Annotated in this window: 20 protein-coding genes; 11 read left to right on the plus strand and 9 right to left on the minus strand. The window is 70.8% G+C overall.

The features are described from left to right. Nucleotides 1-82: 82 nt before the first annotated feature. From JHE00_RS02700 to JHE00_RS02710, 3 genes are all read left to right on the plus strand, one after another. Complete coding sequence (locus tag JHE00_RS02700; protein ID WP_200314373.1) at nt 83-1,582, plus strand: MFS transporter; 1,500 nt, start codon at nt 83-85, stop codon at nt 1,580-1,582. Between the two features lie 91 nt (nt 1,583-1,673). Then, the gene (locus tag JHE00_RS02705; protein ID WP_200314376.1) at nt 1,674-2,162 is read left to right on the plus strand and encodes a pyridoxamine 5'-phosphate oxidase family protein; all 489 of its coding nucleotides are present in this window, start codon (nt 1,674-1,676) and stop codon (nt 2,160-2,162) included. 31 nt (nt 2,163-2,193) lie between these two features. Beyond that, nucleotides 2,194-2,988 (plus strand): DUF5131 family protein, encoded by a 795-nt coding sequence (locus tag JHE00_RS02710; protein ID WP_200314378.1) that lies wholly within the window; start codon nt 2,194-2,196, stop codon nt 2,986-2,988. Nucleotides 2,989-2,993: 5 nt separating this feature from the next. On the opposite strand, the gene JHE00_RS02715 is transcribed toward JHE00_RS02710, so the two are convergent. Beyond that, nucleotides 2,994-3,860 (minus strand): LLM class flavin-dependent oxidoreductase, encoded by an 867-nt coding sequence (locus JHE00_RS02715; protein ID WP_200314380.1) that lies wholly within the window; start codon nt 3,858-3,860, stop codon nt 2,994-2,996. 29 nt (nt 3,861-3,889) lie between these two features. Then, nucleotides 3,890-4,372: a GNAT family N-acetyltransferase gene (locus tag JHE00_RS02720; RefSeq protein WP_200314382.1), complete on the minus strand. Its 483-nt coding sequence runs from the start codon at nt 4,370-4,372 to the stop codon at nt 3,890-3,892. A 122-nt stretch (nt 4,373-4,494) separates the two neighbouring features. On the opposite strand from JHE00_RS02720, the gene JHE00_RS02725 reads away from it, so the two are divergent. Further along, complete coding sequence (locus JHE00_RS02725; protein ID WP_200314383.1) at nt 4,495-5,538, plus strand: T6SS phospholipase effector Tle1-like catalytic domain-containing protein; 1,044 nt, start codon at nt 4,495-4,497, stop codon at nt 5,536-5,538. A gap of 102 nt (nt 5,539-5,640) precedes the next feature. Next, the gene (locus JHE00_RS02730; RefSeq protein WP_200314384.1) at nt 5,641-6,138 is read left to right on the plus strand and encodes an NADPH-dependent FMN reductase; all 498 of its coding nucleotides are present in this window, start codon (nt 5,641-5,643) and stop codon (nt 6,136-6,138) included. Nucleotides 6,139-6,152: 14 nt separating this feature from the next. On the opposite strand, the gene JHE00_RS02735 is transcribed toward JHE00_RS02730, so the two are convergent. Together JHE00_RS02735 and JHE00_RS02740 are read right to left on the minus strand one after the other, a co-directional pair. Then, nucleotides 6,153-6,926 (minus strand): cache domain-containing protein, encoded by a 774-nt coding sequence (locus JHE00_RS02735; protein WP_200314385.1) that lies wholly within the window; start codon nt 6,924-6,926, stop codon nt 6,153-6,155. Nucleotides 6,927-6,931: 5 nt separating this feature from the next. Next, the gene (locus JHE00_RS02740) at nt 6,932-7,687 is read right to left on the minus strand and encodes a FadR/GntR family transcriptional regulator (protein WP_307831788.1); all 756 of its coding nucleotides are present in this window, start codon (nt 7,685-7,687) and stop codon (nt 6,932-6,934) included. 250 nt (nt 7,688-7,937) lie between these two features. On the opposite strand from JHE00_RS02740, the gene JHE00_RS02745 reads away from it, so the two are divergent. From JHE00_RS02745 to JHE00_RS02770, 6 genes are read left to right on the plus strand one after another with little or no spacing between them, the layout of a single operon-like run. After that, complete coding sequence (locus JHE00_RS02745; protein WP_200314386.1) at nt 7,938-9,185, plus strand: (Fe-S)-binding protein; 1,248 nt, start codon at nt 7,938-7,940, stop codon at nt 9,183-9,185. Beyond that, on the plus strand, nt 9,182-10,696 hold the full coding sequence (locus JHE00_RS02750; RefSeq protein WP_200314387.1) for an FAD-binding oxidoreductase: 1,515 nt from the start codon (nt 9,182-9,184) through the stop codon (nt 10,694-10,696). The genes JHE00_RS02745 and JHE00_RS02750 overlap by 4 nt, the downstream gene beginning before the upstream one ends. Next, a complete protein-coding gene (locus JHE00_RS02755) occupies nt 10,693-10,971 on the plus strand; it encodes a hypothetical protein (protein WP_200314389.1) in 279 nt (92 codons plus the stop codon). Before JHE00_RS02750 ends, JHE00_RS02755 begins: the two co-directional genes overlap by 4 nt. Continuing rightward, on the plus strand, nt 10,971-12,467 hold the full coding sequence (locus JHE00_RS02760) for an APC family permease (protein ID WP_200314391.1): 1,497 nt from the start codon (nt 10,971-10,973) through the stop codon (nt 12,465-12,467). Before JHE00_RS02755 ends, JHE00_RS02760 begins: the two co-directional genes overlap by 1 nt. Before the next feature lie 11 nt (nt 12,468-12,478). Then, nucleotides 12,479-13,900: a gamma-aminobutyraldehyde dehydrogenase gene (locus tag JHE00_RS02765; RefSeq protein WP_200315786.1), complete on the plus strand. Its 1,422-nt coding sequence runs from the start codon at nt 12,479-12,481 to the stop codon at nt 13,898-13,900. A 23-nt stretch (nt 13,901-13,923) separates the two neighbouring features. Continuing rightward, complete coding sequence (locus tag JHE00_RS02770) at nt 13,924-14,985, plus strand: LLM class flavin-dependent oxidoreductase (protein WP_200314392.1); 1,062 nt, start codon at nt 13,924-13,926, stop codon at nt 14,983-14,985. Nucleotides 14,986-15,027: 42 nt separating this feature from the next. Here JHE00_RS02770 and JHE00_RS02775 read toward each other — a convergent pair whose 3' ends face one another. The 5 genes from JHE00_RS02775 to JHE00_RS02795 all read right to left on the minus strand — a co-directional run bounded on the left by JHE00_RS02775 (nt 15,028) and on the right by JHE00_RS02795 (nt 19,148). Further along, complete coding sequence (locus JHE00_RS02775; protein WP_307831789.1) at nt 15,028-15,261, minus strand: lipopolysaccharide assembly protein LapA domain-containing protein; 234 nt, start codon at nt 15,259-15,261, stop codon at nt 15,028-15,030. Between the two features lie 251 nt (nt 15,262-15,512). Beyond that, the gene (locus JHE00_RS02780) at nt 15,513-16,841 is read right to left on the minus strand and encodes an SLC13 family permease (RefSeq protein WP_200314393.1); all 1,329 of its coding nucleotides are present in this window, start codon (nt 16,839-16,841) and stop codon (nt 15,513-15,515) included. After that, on the minus strand, nt 16,838-17,956 hold the full coding sequence (locus JHE00_RS02785; protein ID WP_200314394.1) for an LLM class flavin-dependent oxidoreductase: 1,119 nt from the start codon (nt 17,954-17,956) through the stop codon (nt 16,838-16,840). The genes JHE00_RS02780 and JHE00_RS02785 overlap by 4 nt, the downstream gene beginning before the upstream one ends. Nucleotides 17,957-18,107: 151 nt before the next feature. Continuing rightward, the gene (locus tag JHE00_RS02790; protein WP_200314395.1) at nt 18,108-18,599 is read right to left on the minus strand and encodes a beta-class carbonic anhydrase; all 492 of its coding nucleotides are present in this window, start codon (nt 18,597-18,599) and stop codon (nt 18,108-18,110) included. Nucleotides 18,600-18,623: 24 nt separating this feature from the next. Next, a complete protein-coding gene (locus JHE00_RS02795) occupies nt 18,624-19,148 on the minus strand; it encodes a winged helix-turn-helix domain-containing protein (RefSeq protein ID WP_307831790.1) in 525 nt (174 codons plus the stop codon). Between the last annotated feature and the right edge of the window lie 73 nt (nt 19,149-19,221).

The following is a 19,221-nucleotide window of genomic DNA, read 5'->3' on the forward strand; positions in this document are numbered from 1 at the left end:
TTGACTATACCGTCCAGACGGTTTAGTTTCGATCCCAGGGCAAACTATACCGTCTGGACTGTTCAGTCCGAGGGGATGAATCGTGGTGAAGGCTCAACGCCGGGACTGGCTGGCGCTCGCCGTGCTGGTGCTTCCGGTGCTGTTGATCAGCGTCGACATGACCGTGCTCGGGTTCGCATTGCCGTACCTGGCCGAGGATCTCGGTCCCAGCGGCGCCGAGCAGCTGTGGATCGTCGACATCTATTCGTTCGTGCTCGCCGGCCTGCTGGTGCTGATGGGCACGCTGGGCGACCGCATCGGGCGGCGCAAGCTGCTGCTCGCGGGCGCGGTGGCCTTCGGCGGCGCCTCGGTGCTGGCCGCATTCGCCACCAGCCCGGCGCTGCTCATCGCGGCCAGGGCACTGCTGGGCGTCGGCGGCGCGACCCTGATGCCGTCCACGCTGTCGCTGATCCGCAGCATCTTCACGGACCCGACACAGCGCCGCATCGCGATCGCGGTGTGGGGTTCGGGCTTCTCGGGCGGCATGGCGCTGGGGCCCGTGCTCGGCGGCTGGCTGCTGGAGCACTTCTGGTGGGGTTCGGTGTTCCTCATCAACGTGCCGGTGATGCTGGTGCTGCTCGTCGCCGGCCCGTTCCTGCTGCCGGAGGCGCGCGACCCGAGCCCGGGACGCTTCGATCCGCTCTCGGCGCTGTTGTCGCTGGCGGCGATCCTGCCCGTCGTCTACGGCATCAAGCGCTTCGCCGAGTACGGCGTCGAGCCACTGGCGGGGCTGAGCGTGCTCGCCGGTGTGCTGCTCGGTGTCGTGTTCGTCCGCAGGCAGCGGGCGCTCACCGACCCGATGCTCGACCTCGCCCTGTTCAGGAACCGGGCCTTCAGCGCGTCGGTGCTCACCAACATGCTCGGGGTGTTCGCGCTCGTCGGGTTGTTGTTCCTGATGCCGCAGTACCTCCAGCTCGTGCTGGGGCTACGGCCGATGACGGCGGCGCTGTGGTTGCTGCCCATGACGTTCGCCGGGGTCGCGGGGTCACTCGCGGCGGCGCGGCTGTCGCGCAGGCTCCCGGTGCCGTGGCTGATCGGCGGCGGGCTGCTGGTGGCCGCCGTGGGGTTCGCCGCGCTGGTGACGCTCGGAGTCGACAGTGGACTCGCGATGCTCGTCACCGGCATGGCGCTGGTCGGCTTCGGGGTGCCGCTGTCGGAGACGCTGACCAACGACCTGATCATCACGGCCGCTCCCCCGGAGCGCGCGGGTGCGGCGTCGGCGATCTCCGAGACGGGCTTCGAGCTGGGCGGTGCCCTGGGCACGGCGGTGCTCGGCAGTGTCGCGACCGCGGTCTACCGCTCCGGGATTCCCGCCGACGCCGACGAGGCCGCGCGCGAGACGCTGGGTGGTGCGGTGGCCACGGCGGCGCAGTTGCCGCCCGAGCAGGCCGCGTCGCTGCTCGCCGCGGCGAAGGAGTCGTTCGTGCAGGGTGTGCAGGTCAGTGCCGTGGTGGGTGCGGTGCTGCTGGCCTACACCGGCGTGCAGGCACTCGTGCTGCTGCGCGGGCGCCGCGAGGAGCCGGCCGCGGTCGCCACGTCGTAGCGATCCCGGCCGGTCACGCCGAGAGCCTGGCGCACGGAGCCGAGACGCGGGCCGATTCCGCGACGCTTCCGGCTCGCCTTGACTGTCCGGTATGACCACGACCTCAACGGACAAGATCACCCGGCAGCTGCTCAGGACCATCGAGCGGCGCTCGTTCTGCACGCTCGCCACGTCGTCGCCCGCGCACCGGGCGCACGTGGCGGGCGTGCTGTACGCCACCGTCGGCTCCACGCTCTATGTCAGCACCCTGCGGGGCAGCCGCAAGGCCCGCAACGTCGCGGCGAACCCGAACGTCGGCGTCTGCATCCCGGTGCGGCGGCTGCCGGTCGGGCCGCCGTCGTCGGTCCAGTTCCAGGCGGTGGCCGACGTCCTCGCCCAGGACGACCCGCGCCTGCTGCGCCTGGTCGAGGACGGCGCGTTGTCCGCGATCACCAAGCACGGCGAGCTCACCGTGCCCGACGGCTGTTTCCTGCGCATCACTCCGGCGCGCACCGTGTTCACCTACGGCGTCGGGATGCCGTTGCTGACGTTCCTGCGCGACCCGCTGAACGCCGCGGGATCGGTCACGCTCAGCGCGTGACCGCGCCGCGGCGGCGGCGCACCATGGACTCATGGCGTCTCCGCGACGACGCGGGCCCGACCTCGACCGGGACGGGCAGATCGAGACCGTGACGTGGAATCCCACCACGGGCTGCGATGTCGTGAGTCCTGGCTGCGACCACTGCTACGCGCTGACCTTCGCCCGGCGGCTCAAGGCGATGGGCAATCCGGGCTACCAGCGCGACGGCGATCCCCGCACCAGCGGTCCCGGTTTCGCACTGACGCTGCACCCGGAGCGGCTGCGGCTGCCCGCCCGCTGGCGCGCGCCACAGCTGGTGTTCGTGGACTCGATGAGCGATCTGTTCCACCCTCGCGTCCCGGAGGACTTCCTCGCAGAGGTCGTGCGGGTGATGGAACACGCTGGGCGGCACACGTTCTTCGTGCTCACGAAGCGGCCGGCCCGGATGGCGGCGGTGCTCTCGCGGCTGCGGCCCGATCCGCTGCCCAACGTGTGGTGGGGAACCACGGTCGAGCACAACGGCTACGTGGGCCGAGCCGACCGGCTCAGGGCCACCCCGGCGAGTGTGCGGTTCCTGTCGTTGCAACCGTTGCTGGGCCCGGTGCCGGATCTGAACCTGCGTGGCCTGGACTGGGTGTACGTCGGGGGCGAGTCCGGCACCGGGCACCGGCCGATGGAGCCGGAGTGGGTACGAGAGGTCCGCGACCGTTGTGCTGCCGAGCGCATCCCGTTCCTGTTCAAGCAGTGGGGCGGGCGCACGCGCAACGCGGGCGGGCGGCTGCTCGACGGCAGGACCTGGGACGAGATGCCGCCCGCCTGGCCCCTCGGGCCGGGTGGCTCCGGCTGAGCGAGTCAGGCGCCCAGGCCCACCACGTCGGCCAGCAGCTCCGCCTGTCGAGGGTCCGGGTCACACGGGAACAGCACCAGCTCGTCGCAGCCGGCCTGCTCGTAGGCCGCGACGGCCTCACGAACCGCGTCGGCGTCGGTGAGCGCCGTGGCGGCCAGCTGCTGGGCTGCCTCGCCCTCGATCGCGTAATGATCGGTGAGGTAGGCCTCCGCCGTCCGGCGCGCGTCGGGGCCGAGCGCGAAGTACGGCAGCGCCAGCAGCCGCGGCGCACCGTCCCGGCCCTGCTCCGTCCACTCGCGGCGGACCTCGGCCGCGCCCGCGCGGAACGCCTCCACCCCACGGGCCCCGCCGATCCACCCTCCGCCCCAGCGGGCGACGCGGGCGTAGGCCTTGGCGCTGCTGCCGCCGAAGACGAGCTGGTCCCGGCCGGGCCCGGCGGGTCCGATGGCACCGGCGAACCCGCGGGACTCCCCCGCCCAGATCCGCGTCATGTCCTCGAGCATCGCGTCGAACCTGCGGCCACGCTGCTCGAACGGCACCCCGGAGGCGTCGAAGTCGTCGCGGTACCCGCCGACGGCCATGCCGAGCACCAGCCGCCCGCCCGAGAGGTGGTCCACCGTCGCGGCCTGCTTGGCGAGCAACGCGCCGTTGGCCCGAAACGGCACCAGCAGGATCGAGGTCAGCAGTTTGATCCGCTCGGTCACCGCCGCTGCCGCACCGAGCGTCACCAGCGGTTCGGTGTTGCCGTAGACGAGCCGGTCGATCACCGCGAGCGACGAGAATCCCCTGCGTTCGGCGGTGCGCGCGAACTCCAGCAGCTGGGCCGGAGTCGCGGCCGGGTTGATCGAGGGCAGTCCGATGCCGATGTCCACGTGCCGTACTCCCTGTCGGGTCGGTGGCGCTACAGCGCCAGCTTGAATCCCTCATGCGAGGCGACGAAGCCGAGCCGCTCGTAGAAGCGGTGAGCACCCGTGCGGCTGCGATCGCTCGTCAGCTGGACGAGGACGCAGCCCCGCTCGCGCGCCTCGTCGATCGCCCACGTGAGCAACCCGGCGCCCAGCCCCTCGCCCCGGTCAGCGGCGGCCACGAACACGCCCTCGATCTGTGCCCGCAGGGCGCCCGCATACGGGAGCCCGGGTAGCACCGACAGCTGGAGAGTTCCGGCGAGCGCACCGGCCCGCGTGGCCACCACGAGCAGATGGGCCGGGTCGGCGTCGATCGCCGCGAACGCCCGCTCGTAGGGCTCCAGATCCTCGCTCTCCCTGGCCCTGCCCAGCGGGTCGTCGGCGAGCAGGCCGACGAGCCCCGGCAGGTCGGCCCGCTGCGCGCGGCGCAGCTCGACCGGGCCCGACGGAAGGGACAACGTGGCCAATGGGGCAGTCATGATCACGAGTGTCCCAGGCCGGAGGCGCCAGGGACCACCGTCCGCAGTGGACGGGCCCAAAGCCCCTACCCCGGTGTCGCGGCGGCATCGCATTCTTCCCGCGAAGGCCCATCGGAGGCGGCATGTCCCAGCGGCTCGTGGTGCTGTGCGACGGCACCTGGAACACCCTGCACCAGCGCAGCCCCACCAACGTGGCGAGGCTGGGCGACGGCGTGGCCACCGAGGGGGCCGACGGCGTCAAGCAGCGCTGCCACTACGTCGCGGGCGTGGGCACCAAGCCGTTCCAGCACCTGCTCGGCGGCGCGTTCGGTGTCGGGCTCTCCGCGAACGTGCGGGACGCCTACGAGTTCCTGGTCCATCACTACGAGCCCGGTGACGAGCTGTTCTTCTTCGGGTTCAGCCGGGGTGCCTACACGGCCCGCAGCGCCGTGGGGTTCATCGTCAACTGCGGCATCCTGCGGCCCCAGCACGCGGATCGCATCGACGAGGCCTACGAGCTCTATCGCGACCGCACCGACGCGTCCGCGCCGGGCCAGGAGAACGCACGGCGGTTCCGGCACCGCTACGCACACGAGGACGAGACCCCGATCCGGTTCGTCGGCGTGTGGGACACGGTGGGCGCGCTGGGCATCCCGCTCAGCGGCGGACGGCTCATCCACCGGTTCAACCGGCGCTGGCAGTTCCACGACACCACGCTGAGCCACACGGTGCGCGCGGCGTTCCACGCACTCGCGATCGACGAGCACCGCAGGTCCTTCCGCCCGGCGGTCTGGCAGGCCTCGACCACCGCGGCGGACCAGCGCAGGGAGCAGGTCTGGTTCGCGGGAGACCACGGCGACGTCGGTGGCGGCCGCTCCGACACCGCGCTGGCCGACCTCGCGCTGCGCTGGCTGGCCGACCGTTCCCGGGAATGCGGGCTGGGCCTGGACGAGCGGGTGTTCTCCTCCCTGCCGCCCCGCGACGAGTGCGGCACGCTGCACCAGACGTGGCGGGCACTGACGCGCCTGTTCGGCCCGTACGTGCGCCCGATCGGCCGCACCGACCAGCCCGGTGAGTTCGCCGCGTCGTCGGCGGTGCTGCGCCATCAGCGGATGCGCCCGCCCTACGAGCCGGCGAACCTCGTCGAGTACCTCGCCGATCCGAAGCGGCAGATCATCGCGGTCTGAACCGCGAGGTAGCTGACACGAGGAAAGAAATAGCCGCAGCTCACCGGGTTCTCAGCGCGTGTGATCATGGCGTCGGACCACGAACCCACTCGAGGAGCGGATGTGACCATCACCGTCGTCGCGGGCAATCCGAAGCCCGCATCACGCACCCTCGACGCGGGCAGGCGCCTGGCCGAGGCGCTCACCGGGCTTCCCGCCGACCACGTGATCGACGTGGTCGACCTCGGGCCTGGCCTGCTCGGCTGGGGCGACGAGGACGTCCGGCGCGCGGTCGAGACGGTGTCGGGCTCGTCGCTGGTGGTGTTCGCGAGCCCCACGTTCAAGGCCACCTACACGGGACTGCTCAAGTTGTTCCTCGACCAGTTCGCCGGAGGAACGGGACTCGCGGGTGTCGTGTCGGTGCCGCTGATGCTCGGCGCGGGTCCCGGGCACGCACTGGCTCCGGAGCTGTTGCTCAAGCCCGTCTTGAGCGAGCTCGGCGGCACCTGCGCGCTGCCGGGGCTCTACCTGATCGACTCCACCTACACCGAGGACTCCGCGCTCGCCGACTACGCGAGCAGGTGGTCGCCCACCGTCGCGGCGCTCATCGCGGGCCGCTGACGCCACACTGACGTCTACGCCGGATCGCGCACCAGGAACCACGGCAGCCCGGTGCAGTCGGGCCAGTCGTCGCCGTGGGCCAGCTCGCGGCGCTCACCCTGCCCCGGCCGCACGATGGACCCGACGATGGTCGCGGGCGTGTTCGAGGCGATCACGCGCCCGCTCGCGTTGACGATCAGGCTCGCGGGACCGTCGGCGTTGAGCACCGGCAGCAGTGCGCGCTCGAGGTCGGTGGCGCGGATGTCGGCGGCGGCGACGCCGAAGAATCCCGCGTCGCCGCTCACCGGGGCGGCGAAGGTGAGGATGTACTCGTCGGTGCCCGCGTAGTCGACGTAGGGGCCGACCACCACGCGCCTGCCGGTGCGGCACGGCACGTCGAACCACGGCGCGACCGGGTACTCGTAGCTGCCGATGTTGCCGGGATCGAGGTCGACGGCCAGCGGTCTCGGGCTCCCGCCCGAGGGCGATCGGCGCCACCACTCCAGCCAGCGCGGCCGGTCGGCGAGCGTGCCGGGTGCGGCGATCACACCGGTGCCCGCGAGCGGGACGCGGCTCTGGCTCAGCAGCCGCAGCACCGTGGGGCGGATGGCCTCGAGGTCCTCGGTCGTGGGCGCGCGACCCTCCCGGACGGCTCGGCGGTGCACGTCGACGGCGAGCCCGCGCAGCTCGTCGGTCCCGGCGAAGGTCTCCCTGAGCAGGGCCTCCACCGTGGCGGCGGCCTCACCGGCGTACGGGCTGGCTTCCTGCACGGGCTGCTCCACGGTCGGCGTGACGGCGGGTCTGCCCACCCAGGTTAGGGCGAACGCTGCGTGAGTTGTAGATGGAACTCGATCAGCTTGGCGATGGCGAGCTCCACGTGCTGCTCCACGAGTGCGCGAGCCCGGTCGCCCGCACTGTCTGCGATCGCGGCGAGCACCGCCCGGTGCTGTGCGGCGCGCTCGTCGCGCTCGATGGCCTCGCCGTTCGGAATCCACAGCAGCTCGCCGATCTCGCCCTGGAGGTCGATCTCCTGACGAGTCAGCCGCGTCGACTGCGCGGCGGCGGCGATCTCGATGTGGAAGAGCCCGTCTGCACGCCTGCGCTCACCCGCGGTCTCGGCGGCCGCGAGCTGGTCCACCAGCTCCTCCAGCCGGCCCAGATGCTCGTCGGAGGCGCGTTCGGCGGCGAGCCTGGCCGCGGTGGCGGTGATGGCCAGCAGGTGGTCGCCGATCTCGCGCAGCTCGTGCACGCCGGTGTCGCGCAGCACGGTGCGCAGCCGCTCCACCGAGGCGTCGACGGGTGCGCGCACGAACGAGCCGCCGCCACGTCCACGCCGCGTCTCGACCAGCCCGCGCTGGCGCAGCAGCGCGAGTGCCTCGCGCAGGGTCACCGTGGACACGGCCAGCGTGCCCGCCAGTTCCAGTTCGCTGGGCAGCTGCTCGCCGTCGGCGATCAGGCCGAGCCCGATCGCCTCGCTGATGCGCCGGGCGACGACCTCCACCCTGCCGCCGTCGCGCAACGGCGCGAACACGACATGTCGAGCGGCACCCGAGACGTCGGCGTCGGTCACCGTTGGTTCTCCTCCCAGCACAGCGACTCCGAGCTTAACGTGATCTACCCACCCGCCCTTGCCATTTGAAATATGAAGTCATATTTTAAGTCTACTGTGACCGCAGTCACTTAGTGCGCGCAAGCTTTCCGCGTCCGCCAGAACCGCGTCCGCCAGAACGACGACCCGAACCGACTTCCGCCGAGTGGAGCCACCGCCTCCGCCCGGTCGTCGGCGCATCCGCACCCCGTTCCCGGTGGGAGGCCTACCGATGACAGACACCGAGCCCGGCACCAGCACGGGCAACGGCCACGAGCCGGTGACGATGGAGTTCCTCGCCGACTGGCGCAACGCGGCCTACAACTGCTTCTCCTCGGGGCACAAGTTCTGCCGCGAGGTCTGCCCCGTCATGCAGGTGACCCGCAACGAGTCGTGGACCCCCACCGCGTTCCACGCCAACGTCGTCGCGATGGAGCAGGGCGAGCTGACCGTCGAGGACGTCGCCGAGGACTACGTCAACTGCACCCAGTGCGGCGCCTGCGAGCTGCGCTGCCCCAACACGCTGTTCACGGGCGACTTCTACCGCTTCCGCACCCGCACCGTGGACCTGGTCAAGCAGATGCGCGCGCTGGCGGTGGACAACGGCGTGCACCAGCCCGGCTACCAGCGCTGGAACGAGCTCACCGACGAACGCACCCACGAGCCCGTGCTGGGCGAGGTCCCCGTGAGCCAGGACCGGGTGCGGGACTGGGCCGAGGGTCTCGACCTGCCCATCGGCGGCGAGACGATCCTGTTCGTCGACTGCGAGGCCGCGTTCTACCGGACGTCGGTGCCGCGCGCGGTCGCCCAGCTGTTGCAGCGCGCGGGCTACGAGTTCGGCCTCATGCGCGAGCAGTGGTGTTGCGGCGGTCCCGCCGCGGAGATGGGCTACCGCGACCAGTCACGCCGCTTCGCCGAGCACAACCTCGCCGACTGGCGGGCCAGCGGCGTCAAGCGGGTGCTGGTGCTCGACCCGCACGACTACATCACCTTCACCGAGGACTACCCGGGTTACTTCGGCGACGACTTCGACATCGAGATCGTGCTGGTCGTCGAACTGCTGGCGCGGTTCCTCGCCGAGGGACGGCTGACGCCGACGGTGCCGGTGGAGCGCACGATCACCTATCACGACCCGTGCAGGCTGAACAAGCGCAAGGGGATCTGGCAGGAGCCGCGCCAGATCCTGCGCGCGATCCCGGGTCTGACGTTCCACGACGTCGACCGCGTGACGCAGTGGTCCTACTGCTCCGGGGGCGGCGGCGGGCTGCCCGTGGAGAAACCGGAACTCACCGCCCGCATCAGCGCGTCGCGGGTGGACAAGGCCGCCGAACTCGAGGTGGACACGCTCGTCTCGGCGTGCCCGTGGTCGGAACGCCCGCTGTCGGAGGCGGGCGAGGCTCGCGCCATCGACGTGGTGGACATCCACGAACTGCTCGCCGAGTCGGTGGGCATCGAGGTGGGCGGGAGCACGGGCCGATGACCACCACCGGAGCAGCGCCCCAGCTGAGTGACCGCGTGCTCGCGGAGCTGACCGACGTGCTCGGCGGCGAGCACGTCCTGACGTCGAAGACGGCGCGCTACAACCGGGCCCGCGTGCCCGCGCCGTTCCCGGTGCACCGCTGGCGCGAACGGGTGCCGGACCTCGTCGTGCTGCCCGGCACCGCCGAGCAGGTGGCCGAGGTGGTGCGCATCGCCAACGCCCACCGCATCCCGATCGTCCCGCGCGACGGCGGCACGGGACTCACCGACGGCGCCGTGCCGGAACGCCGGGGCATCGTCGTGGACGTCAAGCGGATGAACGAGATCAAGGAGATCGACCTCGACAACCGGACGTGCACGGTGGGCCCCGGCATCAACATGCTCAAGCTCAACGAGGTGCTCGGCGCGCACGGCCTGATCTATCCCGACGATCCGGCGTCGTACCCGTGCTCGCTCGTGGGCGGGCGCATCGGCACGAGCGGCTGGTCACTCGTCGGCTCCCGGTTCGGCCACACCCGGGACCTGGTGCTGAGCTTCGAGCTCGTGCTGCCCACCGGCAGGCTCATCCGGGTCGGCGACGGCGGCGGGCGCAAGGTGTCCAAGAGCTCCAGCGGCTACCAGCTCAAGCACCTGTTCATGGGCCACCAGGGCACGCTCGGCATCGCGACCGAGGCGACGTTGAAGCTCTATCCCAAGCCGGAGGCGGAGTTCTCGCCGTTCTGGGCGTTCGCCGACTTCGACTCCGCCTACCGCTGCGTCGGCGAGCTCGCCCGCGCCGGGGTGGCGACGTTCGCGGGGGCGGTGCTGTTCGACGAGTGGAAAGTGGACTATCTGCGCCGCGACGACGAGGCCTACATTCCGCAGCCCGCCGACGTACGCGCGCTCGTGTGCGCGGTGGCCTACGGCAACGAGGACGAGGTGCGCGCCGGCGCCCGGCGGCTGATGCGGGTGGCCCGAGACGCGGGCGCGCGCTACCTCGGCGACGAGATCTCGCACGGCGACTGGGCGGCGCGCCACGACCGCTACGCCACGCCATTGCACGGCCGCACGCGGGAGGGGCAGGTGGCGCCGATGAGCTGGCACTGCGAGGACGCCGCCATCAACTACACGAACCTGCCCGCCGTCCGGCGCGAGTGGCACGCGATCGTCGCGCGGCTGCGGGAACGGCACCCGGTCTTCGACGACTGGGGCATGTTCTTCTACACCAGCGCCGACACCGGCGTGGACTACCTCACCGAGATCGACGTCGGCATCTGGGAGCAGGAGCTCGACGACGCCGCCTGGGCAGCGTGGGTGGACGCCAAACGCGACATCGCCGCGGTGGCGCTGAACAACGGCGGCTCGATCAGTGCCTGCCACGGCTCGTGCCGCGAGGGCGAGGTCGACCTGGTGCCGCTGGAGCTCGGCGGCGGCTATGACGTGATGCTCCAGGTGAAGAAGGCCCTGGACCCCCACAACATCATGAACCCGGGCAAGTACGGGCTCCAGCGCGCCTACGAGGAGACCCCATGAGCGGCTACCGCTACCGCGACCAGCACACGCCACCGCCCGCCCGCCAGATCACCGACGTCGCGGTGGAGCGCTTCGAGCACATCTTCGAGGTCGACCCGAAACTGATGACCGTCCACGTGGCACAGCAGTTGTTCCCCAACTGGGACACGCTGCGCATCGCGCGCAGCAGGGGCGATCACCTGGAGTGGATGCACCGGCACTGGGCCGGTGAGGTGCTGTCGGGCCAGGAGCTGCTCGACGAGCTCGAGGGCAGTACCGCGGAGGCGGGTGAGTAATGGCCACCACCCCCGCCGGGCCCGACGTCTCCTCCGACGCGCAGCAGCTGGCCGCGCTGGGCTACACCTCGGAGTTCCGCAGGGACATGAGCCTGTGGGCCAACTTCTCGCTCGGGTTCACCTACCTCTCCCCCGTGGTCGGGATCTACACGCTGTTCGCCGTGTCGCTCGCCGTCGGCGGGCCGCCGATGATCTGGAGCCTGATCCTGGTCGGGCTCGGGCAGCTGCTGGTGGCTCTGGTGTTCGGCGAGGTGGTGTCGCAGTACCCGATCGCGGGCGGCGTCTATCCGTGGGCGCGCAGGCTCTGGGGCCCGAAGTGGGCCTGGCTCACCGGGTGGGTGTACGCGATCGCGTTGCTGGTGACCATCGCGAGCGTCGTGTACGGCGCGGGCCCGTATCTGGCCTCGCTGCTCGACCTCACGGTCTCGACCAACACCACGATCATCTGCGCGCTGGTGATGATCCTGCTCGCGACGGCGATCAACTTGGGCGGCACCAAGGTGCTCGCGGCCGCGGCTCTCATCGGGTTCACCACCGAGATCCTCGGCGCGCTCGTGGTGGGCGGCTGGCTGCTGATCTCCGAGCGGCACCACGGGCTCGGGGTGTTGTTCGACAGCTTCGGCGCCGAGGCGGGCGGCTCCTACCTGGCCGCGTTCCTGGCGGCCGGGCTCATCGGCATCTTCCAGTACTACGGCTTCGAGGCGTGCGGCGACGTCGCCGAGGAGGTGCCCGGCGCGAGCACCCGGATCCCGAAGGCGATGCGGATGACGATCTACGTCGGCGGCGCCGCGGCCACGTTCGTGTGTCTCGCGCTGGTGCTCGCGGTGCCCGACTTCGGCGCCGTGATCTCCGGCGAGAACGCCGATCCCGTGTCGGGTGTGCTCACCACGGCGTTCGGCGACTGGGGCGCCAAGGTGGTGCTGGCCGTGGTGCTGGTGTCGTTCCTGTCCTGCGCGCTGAGCCTGCAGGCCGCGGCGAGCAGGTTGATGTACTCCTACGCCAGGGACCGGATGCTGCCGGGCAGTGGCGTGCTCGCGCGCTTCTCGCGCACGCGCGGGGTGCCGCCGTACACACTGCTCGTGGCCGCACTCGTGCCCGCGGTGGTGGTGCTGGTGTCCCGGTTCTCGGAGAACGCCATCACCAAGATCGTCTCGTTCGCGGTGCTCGGCATCTACCTCGGCTTCCAGATGGTGGTGCTCGCGGCGCTGCGGGCGCGGCTCAAGGGCTGGCGGCCCTCCGGCAGCTTCACGCTCGGCCGCTGGGGTCTGCCCGTCAACGTCGCGGCGCTGCTCTACGGCGTCGCCGCGATCGTGAACATGGTGTGGCCTCGCACGCCGGACGCGCCCTGGTACGACGACTACCTCGTGCTGCTCTCGGGTGTCGTCGTGCTCGGCGCGGGCCTGCTCCTGCTGGTGCTGCTGCGGCCGTACCGGCACAGCACGGCGACCGCGGGCGACGCGGTCGCGAACTCCACGACAGCCAGGGAGGACGCATGACGAGCACAGCGGTGCGCACGGTCCGCAACTTCGTCGGGGGCGACTACACCGACGCGCGCAGCGGCCGGACGGCGGAGCTGGTCGACCCGGTGACCGGCGAGGTCTTCGCGACCGCGCCGGTGTCGGGACACGAGGACGTGGACGCGGCGATGTCGGTGGCGCGGGACGCGTTCCCCGCGTGGCGCGACGCGACGCCGGGCGAACGCCAGCTGGCGCTGTCGCGCCTGGCCGACCGCATCGAACAGCGCGCCGACGAGCTGCTGGCGCTGGAGTGCGAGAACACCGGCAAACCACTGGAGCTGACGCGCCAGGAGGAGCTGCCGATGCTGCTGGACCAGTTGCGCTTCTTCGCCGGTGCCGCCCGGGTGCTGGAAGGCCGCTCGGCGGGCGAGTACATGGCGGGCCACACCTCGTGGATCCGCCGCGAGCCCATCGGGGTGTGCGCGCAGGTGACGCCGTGGAACTACCCGGCGATGATGGCGCTGTGGAAGTTCGCGCCCGCGCTGGCGGCGGGCAACGCGGTGGTGCTCAAGCCCTCGGACACCACGCCGGTGAGCACGGCGTTCCTGGCCGAACTGGCCGCGGAGTTCCTGCCGCCGGGCGTGTTCAACGTCGTGTGCGGCGACCGCGAGACCGGGCGGCACCTGGTGTCGCACCCGGTGCCCGCGATGGTGTCGATCACCGGCAGCGTGCGCGCGGGCAGGGAGGTGGCGATCGCCGCGGCGGCCGACCTCAAGCGGGTGCACCTGGAACTCGGCGGCAAGGCGCCGGTGATCGTGTTCGACGACGCCGACATCGGTGCCACCGCCGAGGCCGTGGCGGCGGCGGGTTACTTCAACGCGGGCCAGGACTGCACGGCGGCGAGCCGGGTGCTGGCGGGCCCGAGGGTGCACGACGACCTCGTGGCCGCGCTGGCCGAGCAGGCGGCAGGCACTCGGACGGGTTCGGAGTCCGATGTGGACTACGGTCCGCTCAACAACGCCGACCAGCTGGCGAAGGTGAGCGGCTTCGTCGACCGGCTGCCCGACCACGCGAACCTCGCCCACGGCGGCGGGCGGGTCGGCGACCGCGGGTTCTTCTACTCGCCCACGGTGGTGTCCGGGCTGCGCCAGGACGACGAGCTGGTGCAGCAGGAGGTGTTCGGGCCGGTGATCAGCGTGCAGCGGTTCACCGACGAGGACGAGGCCCTGCGGTGGGCCAACGGCGTCGAGTACGGACTGGCGTCGTCGGTGTGGACCCGTGACCACGGCAGGGCGATGCGGATGTCGAAGGCGCTCGACTTCGGCTGTGTCTGGATCAACACGCACATCCCGCTCGTCGCGGAGATGCCACACGGCGGGTTCAAGCACTCGGGGTACGGCAAGGACCTGTCGTCCTACGGCCTCGAGGACTACACGAGGGTCAAGCACGTGATGTCCAACGTGGACGCATGACCGACGGCGAAGGTGGGAGACCAATGCGATTCAGCTACGTGATGCTGCCCGACTACCCGCTCGACGACACCATCGAGTCCATCAAGCTCGCCGACGAGCTCGGCTTCTACGCCTGTTACGCCGCCGACGAGACGTGGCACAAGGACCTGTGGCTGCTGTTCGCCGCGGCCGCCGACAAGACGACCAACATCCGCTTCGGCCCGAGCCTCTCGGCGGTGACGTTGCGCGAGCCGTCGCTGATCGCGCAGGCCACGGCGACGCTGGACGAGCTCACCGGCGGCCGCGCCGAGTGCGTGCTCGGCTCGGGCAACTTCGGCCTGCTCGCGCAGTACGGCATCGACTGGGCCAAGACCAAACCGCTCTCGCGCATCAAGGACGCCCACCACGTGGTCCGCACACTGCTCGACGAGGGAGCGATCACCCACGACGGTGAGTTCTTCTCCTACAACGGGCTCTTCACGTTCGCGCGTCCCGTGCAGGAGCGGGTGCCGGTGAAGCTCGGCGCGATGCGAGGGCCGAAGTCGTTCCAGGTGGCGGGCGAGATCTCCGACGGCGTCCACCATGCGCTGAGCTACACCAAACGCGCCTACGAGTACATGGTGGACAACGTGCGGATCGGCGCGCAGCGCGCGGGCCGCGACGCCGACTCGCTCGACCTGGGCGCGTGGATCGTGTTCGCCACCGGGCCCGACTCGGCCGCTGCCAAGGACGCGGCCAGGGCGATGGTGGGCCTCTACGCGTCGTCGATGCCCGTCGAGCAGCTGGAGCGCAACGACGTCGACCCCGCCGAGCTCACCGACATCATCGCGGCAGTGGGCGAGGGCAGGGTGGACCGCGCCTACGAGCTGACCTCCCCCGAGCTCGCCGAGCGGCTCTCGGTGGCGGGTACGCCCGCCGAGTGCGCGGAGAAGATCAAGTCGCAGATCACCTCGACCGGCGTGAACCATCTGATCCTGGCCATCACCGACGCGGCGCTGGTCAAGGCCTTCTCCGGGCTCGAACTCCCGGGCGTGGCGACGATGCGCGAGCAGCTACGGCTCGTGCACGACGAGATCATGCCCGCGTTCGCGAGCCAGCCCGCCTGAGCCGTGCCGGGTCCGGGGCCGCCGCGGCGGGCGGCCCCGGGCTCAGGCCTTGTGGCGGCGCGTGCCCGTCTTGCGGACGCGCCGCCGCAGCTGCAGGATCCTCGCCACGCCGAGCACGGCGACCAGCACCGCTCCCCCGACCACCGACAGCAACAGGGCCACGGCGAGCGGCAGAGTCGACGAGGTGCCGAGGAAGTGCACCGTCACCGAGTCCTGGTTCTGCAGGATGAAGATCAGCAACACGACCAGGAGCAGCACGCCCACGATGACGGCCACCCACGCGGCGCTGATCCGCGTGCGCGGCACCCCACGGCCCGGCGGCCTCCCGGAGGGCCTTCCCGACGGCCGTCCCGTTGGTTGTTCCGAGGACGCCGCGGGTGTCGGCGTCCCCTTCCCGCCCACGCTTCCGGGCTGGTCCGCGACGTTCCCGTTTACCTGGTTGACCGGCGGCGGTTCCTCGCGGCCGGCGCCCGCTGAGGTACTCACCCCTCCATCATCACCCCGAACGGGGCACCGACGCACCCCTGTCAGAGCACGACGAAAACGAACCAGCTCAGTCCGGGGGCCAGCGCGATCACGGGCACGGCCCACATGATGAGCCTGCGGAAGAACACCCGCGAGTCCATCGACTGCTGGTTGGCCACCAGCAACGCGCCGTTGGTGGACAACGGGCTGACGTCGACGACACTGGAGGCGATGCCGATCGCGGTGATGGTGCCCAGCAGCGGCAGGGTGCCGTCGTCGAGCAGTGGCACTGTCAGCGGGATCGACGCACCGAGCACACCGGCCGTGGACGCGAACGCCGAGATGACCCCGCCGATGTAGGCGGCGGCGAGAGCGGTGAGCAGCGGGCTGCCGCCCGACGTGATCAGCTCGCGCAGGAAGTCGATGGTGCCGAGTTCGTCCAGCACGCCGACGTAGGTGATGACCCCGCACACGAGCAGGACCGCCGACCACGGGATGCGGCTGATGGCCTCGGCGTAGTCCTTCGGCGCGAGCAGCGTCAGCACGAGGCCGATGGTGAGCGCCGTGAAGCCGACGTCGAGGCTCAGTGCGGTGCTGGCCACGACCAGTCCGGCGAGCCCGGTGAGCGTGAGCGCCTGGTGCACCGTGAACCGGGTGCGCTGTGTGGTCGCTGTCGTCGCTGTCGCGGCCGGCGTGGTCGTCGTGGTCGCCGTGGTCGCCGTCGCGACCGCGCCGCCGGAGGACTCGGGGCCGGGTCCGGCGTCCGGCTCGTCGCGCCGCCCCTCGCGGAACAGCCGCACGCCGCCGAACACACAGAACACCACGATGCCGAGTACGAAGTTGAACACGAAGCTATTGATGAACAACCAGGGCTGCTGGTCGGGCAGTCCGGCGCCGGTGAGCAGCTGCCCGGTGATGGCACCGAACGGGCTCAGCGGCGAGAACGAGCCCGCCGTGGCCCCCTGGACCACCATCAGGCCCGTCAGCAGCGGGCTGATGCGGTACTGCTGGGCGAACCGCATCGCGATGGGAGCCACGATGGCCACCGCCGCCGCGCTCAGCGCACCGACCGCGGCCACGAACGCCGTGAGCACGAACAGCAGCCACGGCATCAGTGCCACGCGCCCGCGCACGAGCCGTACCCCGAGGTCGACGACGCGTTCCAGCGTCCCGTTGGTCTGCGCGATGCCGAACAGGTACGTGACGCCGACCAGCAGCACCAGCAGATCGGCGGGGAACCCCGCGAGCATGGCGTCGATGTCGAGGCCACCGAACCCGACGCCGACGACGAACGCGGCCACCAGCGCCAGGATGCCGAGGTTGACCTGCACGAACGACGCCAGCAGGAACATCGCCAGCAGCACGGCCAGCGAGGCGATCTGCACGGTCACCGGGGCGACTCCTGACCAGCCAGCAGACCGCGGCGGCGCAGCTCCGGCCGCAGGCCCTCGCCGACCCAGTACGCCTCCTCGAGGTGCGGGTAGCCGGAGAGGATGAACTCCTCGATGCCCGCGTCGTGGTACTCGGCCATCAGGTCGGCAACCTCGGCGTGGCTGCCGACGAACGCCGTGCCCGCTCCGCCGCGCAGCAGGCCGACGCCTGCCCACAGTCCGGGATGCACCTCGAGGTCGCGCACGTCACCTGACTTCACTCCGGCGTGCAGCTTGTTCATCGCCTGCTGCCCGGTGGACTCCAGACCTGCCATGCGCTTCTGGGAGGCCGCGACGTCGGCGGGGTCCATCTCGTCGAGGAACCGCTGCGCCGTCGCCCACGCGTCGGCGCTCGAATCGCGCGTGATGACGTGGGCGCGCACGCCGAAGCGCAGCGTGCGGCCCTCCTGCTCGGCCAGTTCACGCAGCCTGGCGACCTTCGCGCCGACCGCGGCGGGCGGCTCACCCCAGGTGAGGTGCACGTCGGCGCGGCGGGCCGCGACCGGGAGTGCCGCGTCCGAGCTGCCGCCGAAGTACAGCGGGGGCACCGGGTCCGGCACGTCAAAGGCCCGGGCGTCGCGCACCTGGTAGTGCTTGCCGTCGAAGTCCACCGGCTCGCCTGACCAGATCTCGCGCAGCAGCTGGAGGAACTCGTCGGTGCGCTCGTAGCGCTGGTCGTGGTCGAGCCAGTCGCCGAACCGGCGCTGCTCCACCGAGTCGCCACCGGTCACGACGTTGAGCAGCAGCCTGCCGCCCGAGATCTGCTGGTAGGTGACGGCGAGCTGCGCGGCCAGTGTCGGCGTGAGCGTGCCGGGGCGGAACGCCACGAGAAATTTGATGCGGCTCGTGCGGCTCAGCAGCGCCGCCGTGCTCAGCCACGCGTCCTGGCACCACGTGCCGGTGGGCGTGAGCATGCCGGTGAAGCCGAGGTGCTCGGCGGCCTGGGCGACCTGCGCCAGGTAGTCGATCTCGGGCTTGCGCGGCGTGTTCGCGCCGTCCGCCGTGACGTGCGGACGGTCCACGATCGACCTGCCGTCGCCATGACTGGGCAGGAACCAGTGCAGCGTCACGCTCATCAGGACACGATCCTTTCCGCGGGAACAGCGATTCCGAGCGGGGGAAACGTATCAGTTCCAGCCGTCCGGACGACCTCACGCAGTGAAAGAAAGTAATTCGTCACAAGCGTCCCACAGAGCGGTCCTATTATTTTCGTTCTGTAATTAACAATCAGCCGGTGACCTCGCCGAGCTTTCCGGTCGCCACGTCGAAGACAAAACCGCGGATGGAGTCCTTCCTGGGCACGAACGGGTTGCCGCGGATCCGGGCGATCGACTGCCGCACGTCGGCGTCCAGGTCGCCGAACGCCTCCGCCGCCCAGGCCGGCTTCACTCCCACGTCGTCCTGAATGGACTTCTTGAAGTCGTCGTCGGTGAAGGTGAGCATGCCGCAATCGGTGTGGTGAATGAGGATGACCTCTTCCGTCCCGAGCAGCCGCTGACTGATGGCGAGCGAACGGATCTCGTCGTCGGTGATCACCCCGCCCGCGTTGCGGATGACGTGAGCCTCGCCCTCTCGCAGCCCGAGCACGGCGTAGACGTTGATGCGCGCGTCCATGCACGCGACCACGGCGACGCGCTTGGCGGGCGGCAGTGGCAACGGGCCGGAGAAGCTCTCGGCGTAGCGGGCGTTGTTGTCGAGCAGCTCGTCGGTGACGGACATGAGCGGCCTCCTTCGGTGCGGGTGCTAGTTTCCGTGCAGGCGCACGAGGTCCGAGCCGTCGAGCCGGTAGCCGACCCCGCGGACCGTGGTGATCAGCGGGAGGTCGGCGCCGAGCTTCGTGCGCAGTTTCCGGATGTGGACGTCGAGCGTGCGACTGCGGTGCCTGCTCGCCTTCGGCAGACCCCACACCTCGTCGAGCAGCGCTTCCCGGCGGCACACCCGGCCCGAGTGCCGCGACAGGTGCAGCAGCAGGTCGAACTCGAGCCGGGTGAGTGCCACCGGGTTGCCGCGGGCCACCACGATCCGCGATCCGGGGTCGATGTCCACGACGGGTCCGGCCACTGCCGGATCGCCGTCGCCGTGGGGAATCGCGACGCGCACGAGCCGCTCCGTGGGCCCCGGCGAACAGCCGTCCCTTCCCGAGGGGAAGTGGGTGCTGATCGCCGCCACGAGCTCGGCGCTGGCCCGGGAGAACTCCCCGGCGTCACCGCTGCCGCGAATCACGACGTCGAGCTCGGTCACTCGCACTGGAGCACTCGTCTGGGTCACGATTTTCCTCCTCGAGACCCAGCACACCAAAAAGGGAGACAACGGGCAACCGCGCTCGCATAGTGGGCATTGT

It is taken from the genome of Prauserella cavernicola, assembly GCF_016595675.1.
Classification (GTDB): domain Bacteria; phylum Actinomycetota; class Actinomycetes; order Mycobacteriales; family Pseudonocardiaceae; genus Prauserella_A; species Prauserella_A cavernicola.

Bases quoted from the DNA above. Each gene is read 5' to 3' on its own strand.
- JHE00_RS02705 (WP_200314376.1), top strand. From the start codon at position 1,674: ATGACCACGACCTCAACGGACAAGATCACCCGGCAGCTGCTCAGGACC.
- JHE00_RS02710 (WP_200314378.1), top strand. From the start codon at position 2,194: ATGGCGTCTCCGCGACGACGCGGGCCCGACCTCGACCGGGACGGGCAG.
- JHE00_RS02720 (WP_200314382.1), bottom strand. From the start codon at position 4,372: ATGACTGCCCCATTGGCCACGTTGTCCCTTCCGTCGGGCCCGGTCGAG.
- JHE00_RS02725 (WP_200314383.1), top strand. From the start codon at position 4,495: ATGTCCCAGCGGCTCGTGGTGCTGTGCGACGGCACCTGGAACACCCTG.
- JHE00_RS02745 (WP_200314386.1), top strand. From the start codon at position 7,938: ATGACAGACACCGAGCCCGGCACCAGCACGGGCAACGGCCACGAGCCG.
- JHE00_RS02750 (WP_200314387.1), top strand. From the start codon at position 9,182: ATGACCACCACCGGAGCAGCGCCCCAGCTGAGTGACCGCGTGCTCGCG.
- JHE00_RS02755 (WP_200314389.1), top strand. From the start codon at position 10,693: ATGAGCGGCTACCGCTACCGCGACCAGCACACGCCACCGCCCGCCCGC.
- JHE00_RS02760 (WP_200314391.1), top strand. From the start codon at position 10,971: ATGGCCACCACCCCCGCCGGGCCCGACGTCTCCTCCGACGCGCAGCAG.
- JHE00_RS02770 (WP_200314392.1), top strand. From the start codon at position 13,924: ATGCGATTCAGCTACGTGATGCTGCCCGACTACCCGCTCGACGACACC.
- JHE00_RS02785 (WP_200314394.1), bottom strand. From the start codon at position 17,956: ATGAGCGTGACGCTGCACTGGTTCCTGCCCAGTCATGGCGACGGCAGG.
- JHE00_RS02790 (WP_200314395.1), bottom strand. From the start codon at position 18,599: ATGTCCGTCACCGACGAGCTGCTCGACAACAACGCCCGCTACGCCGAG.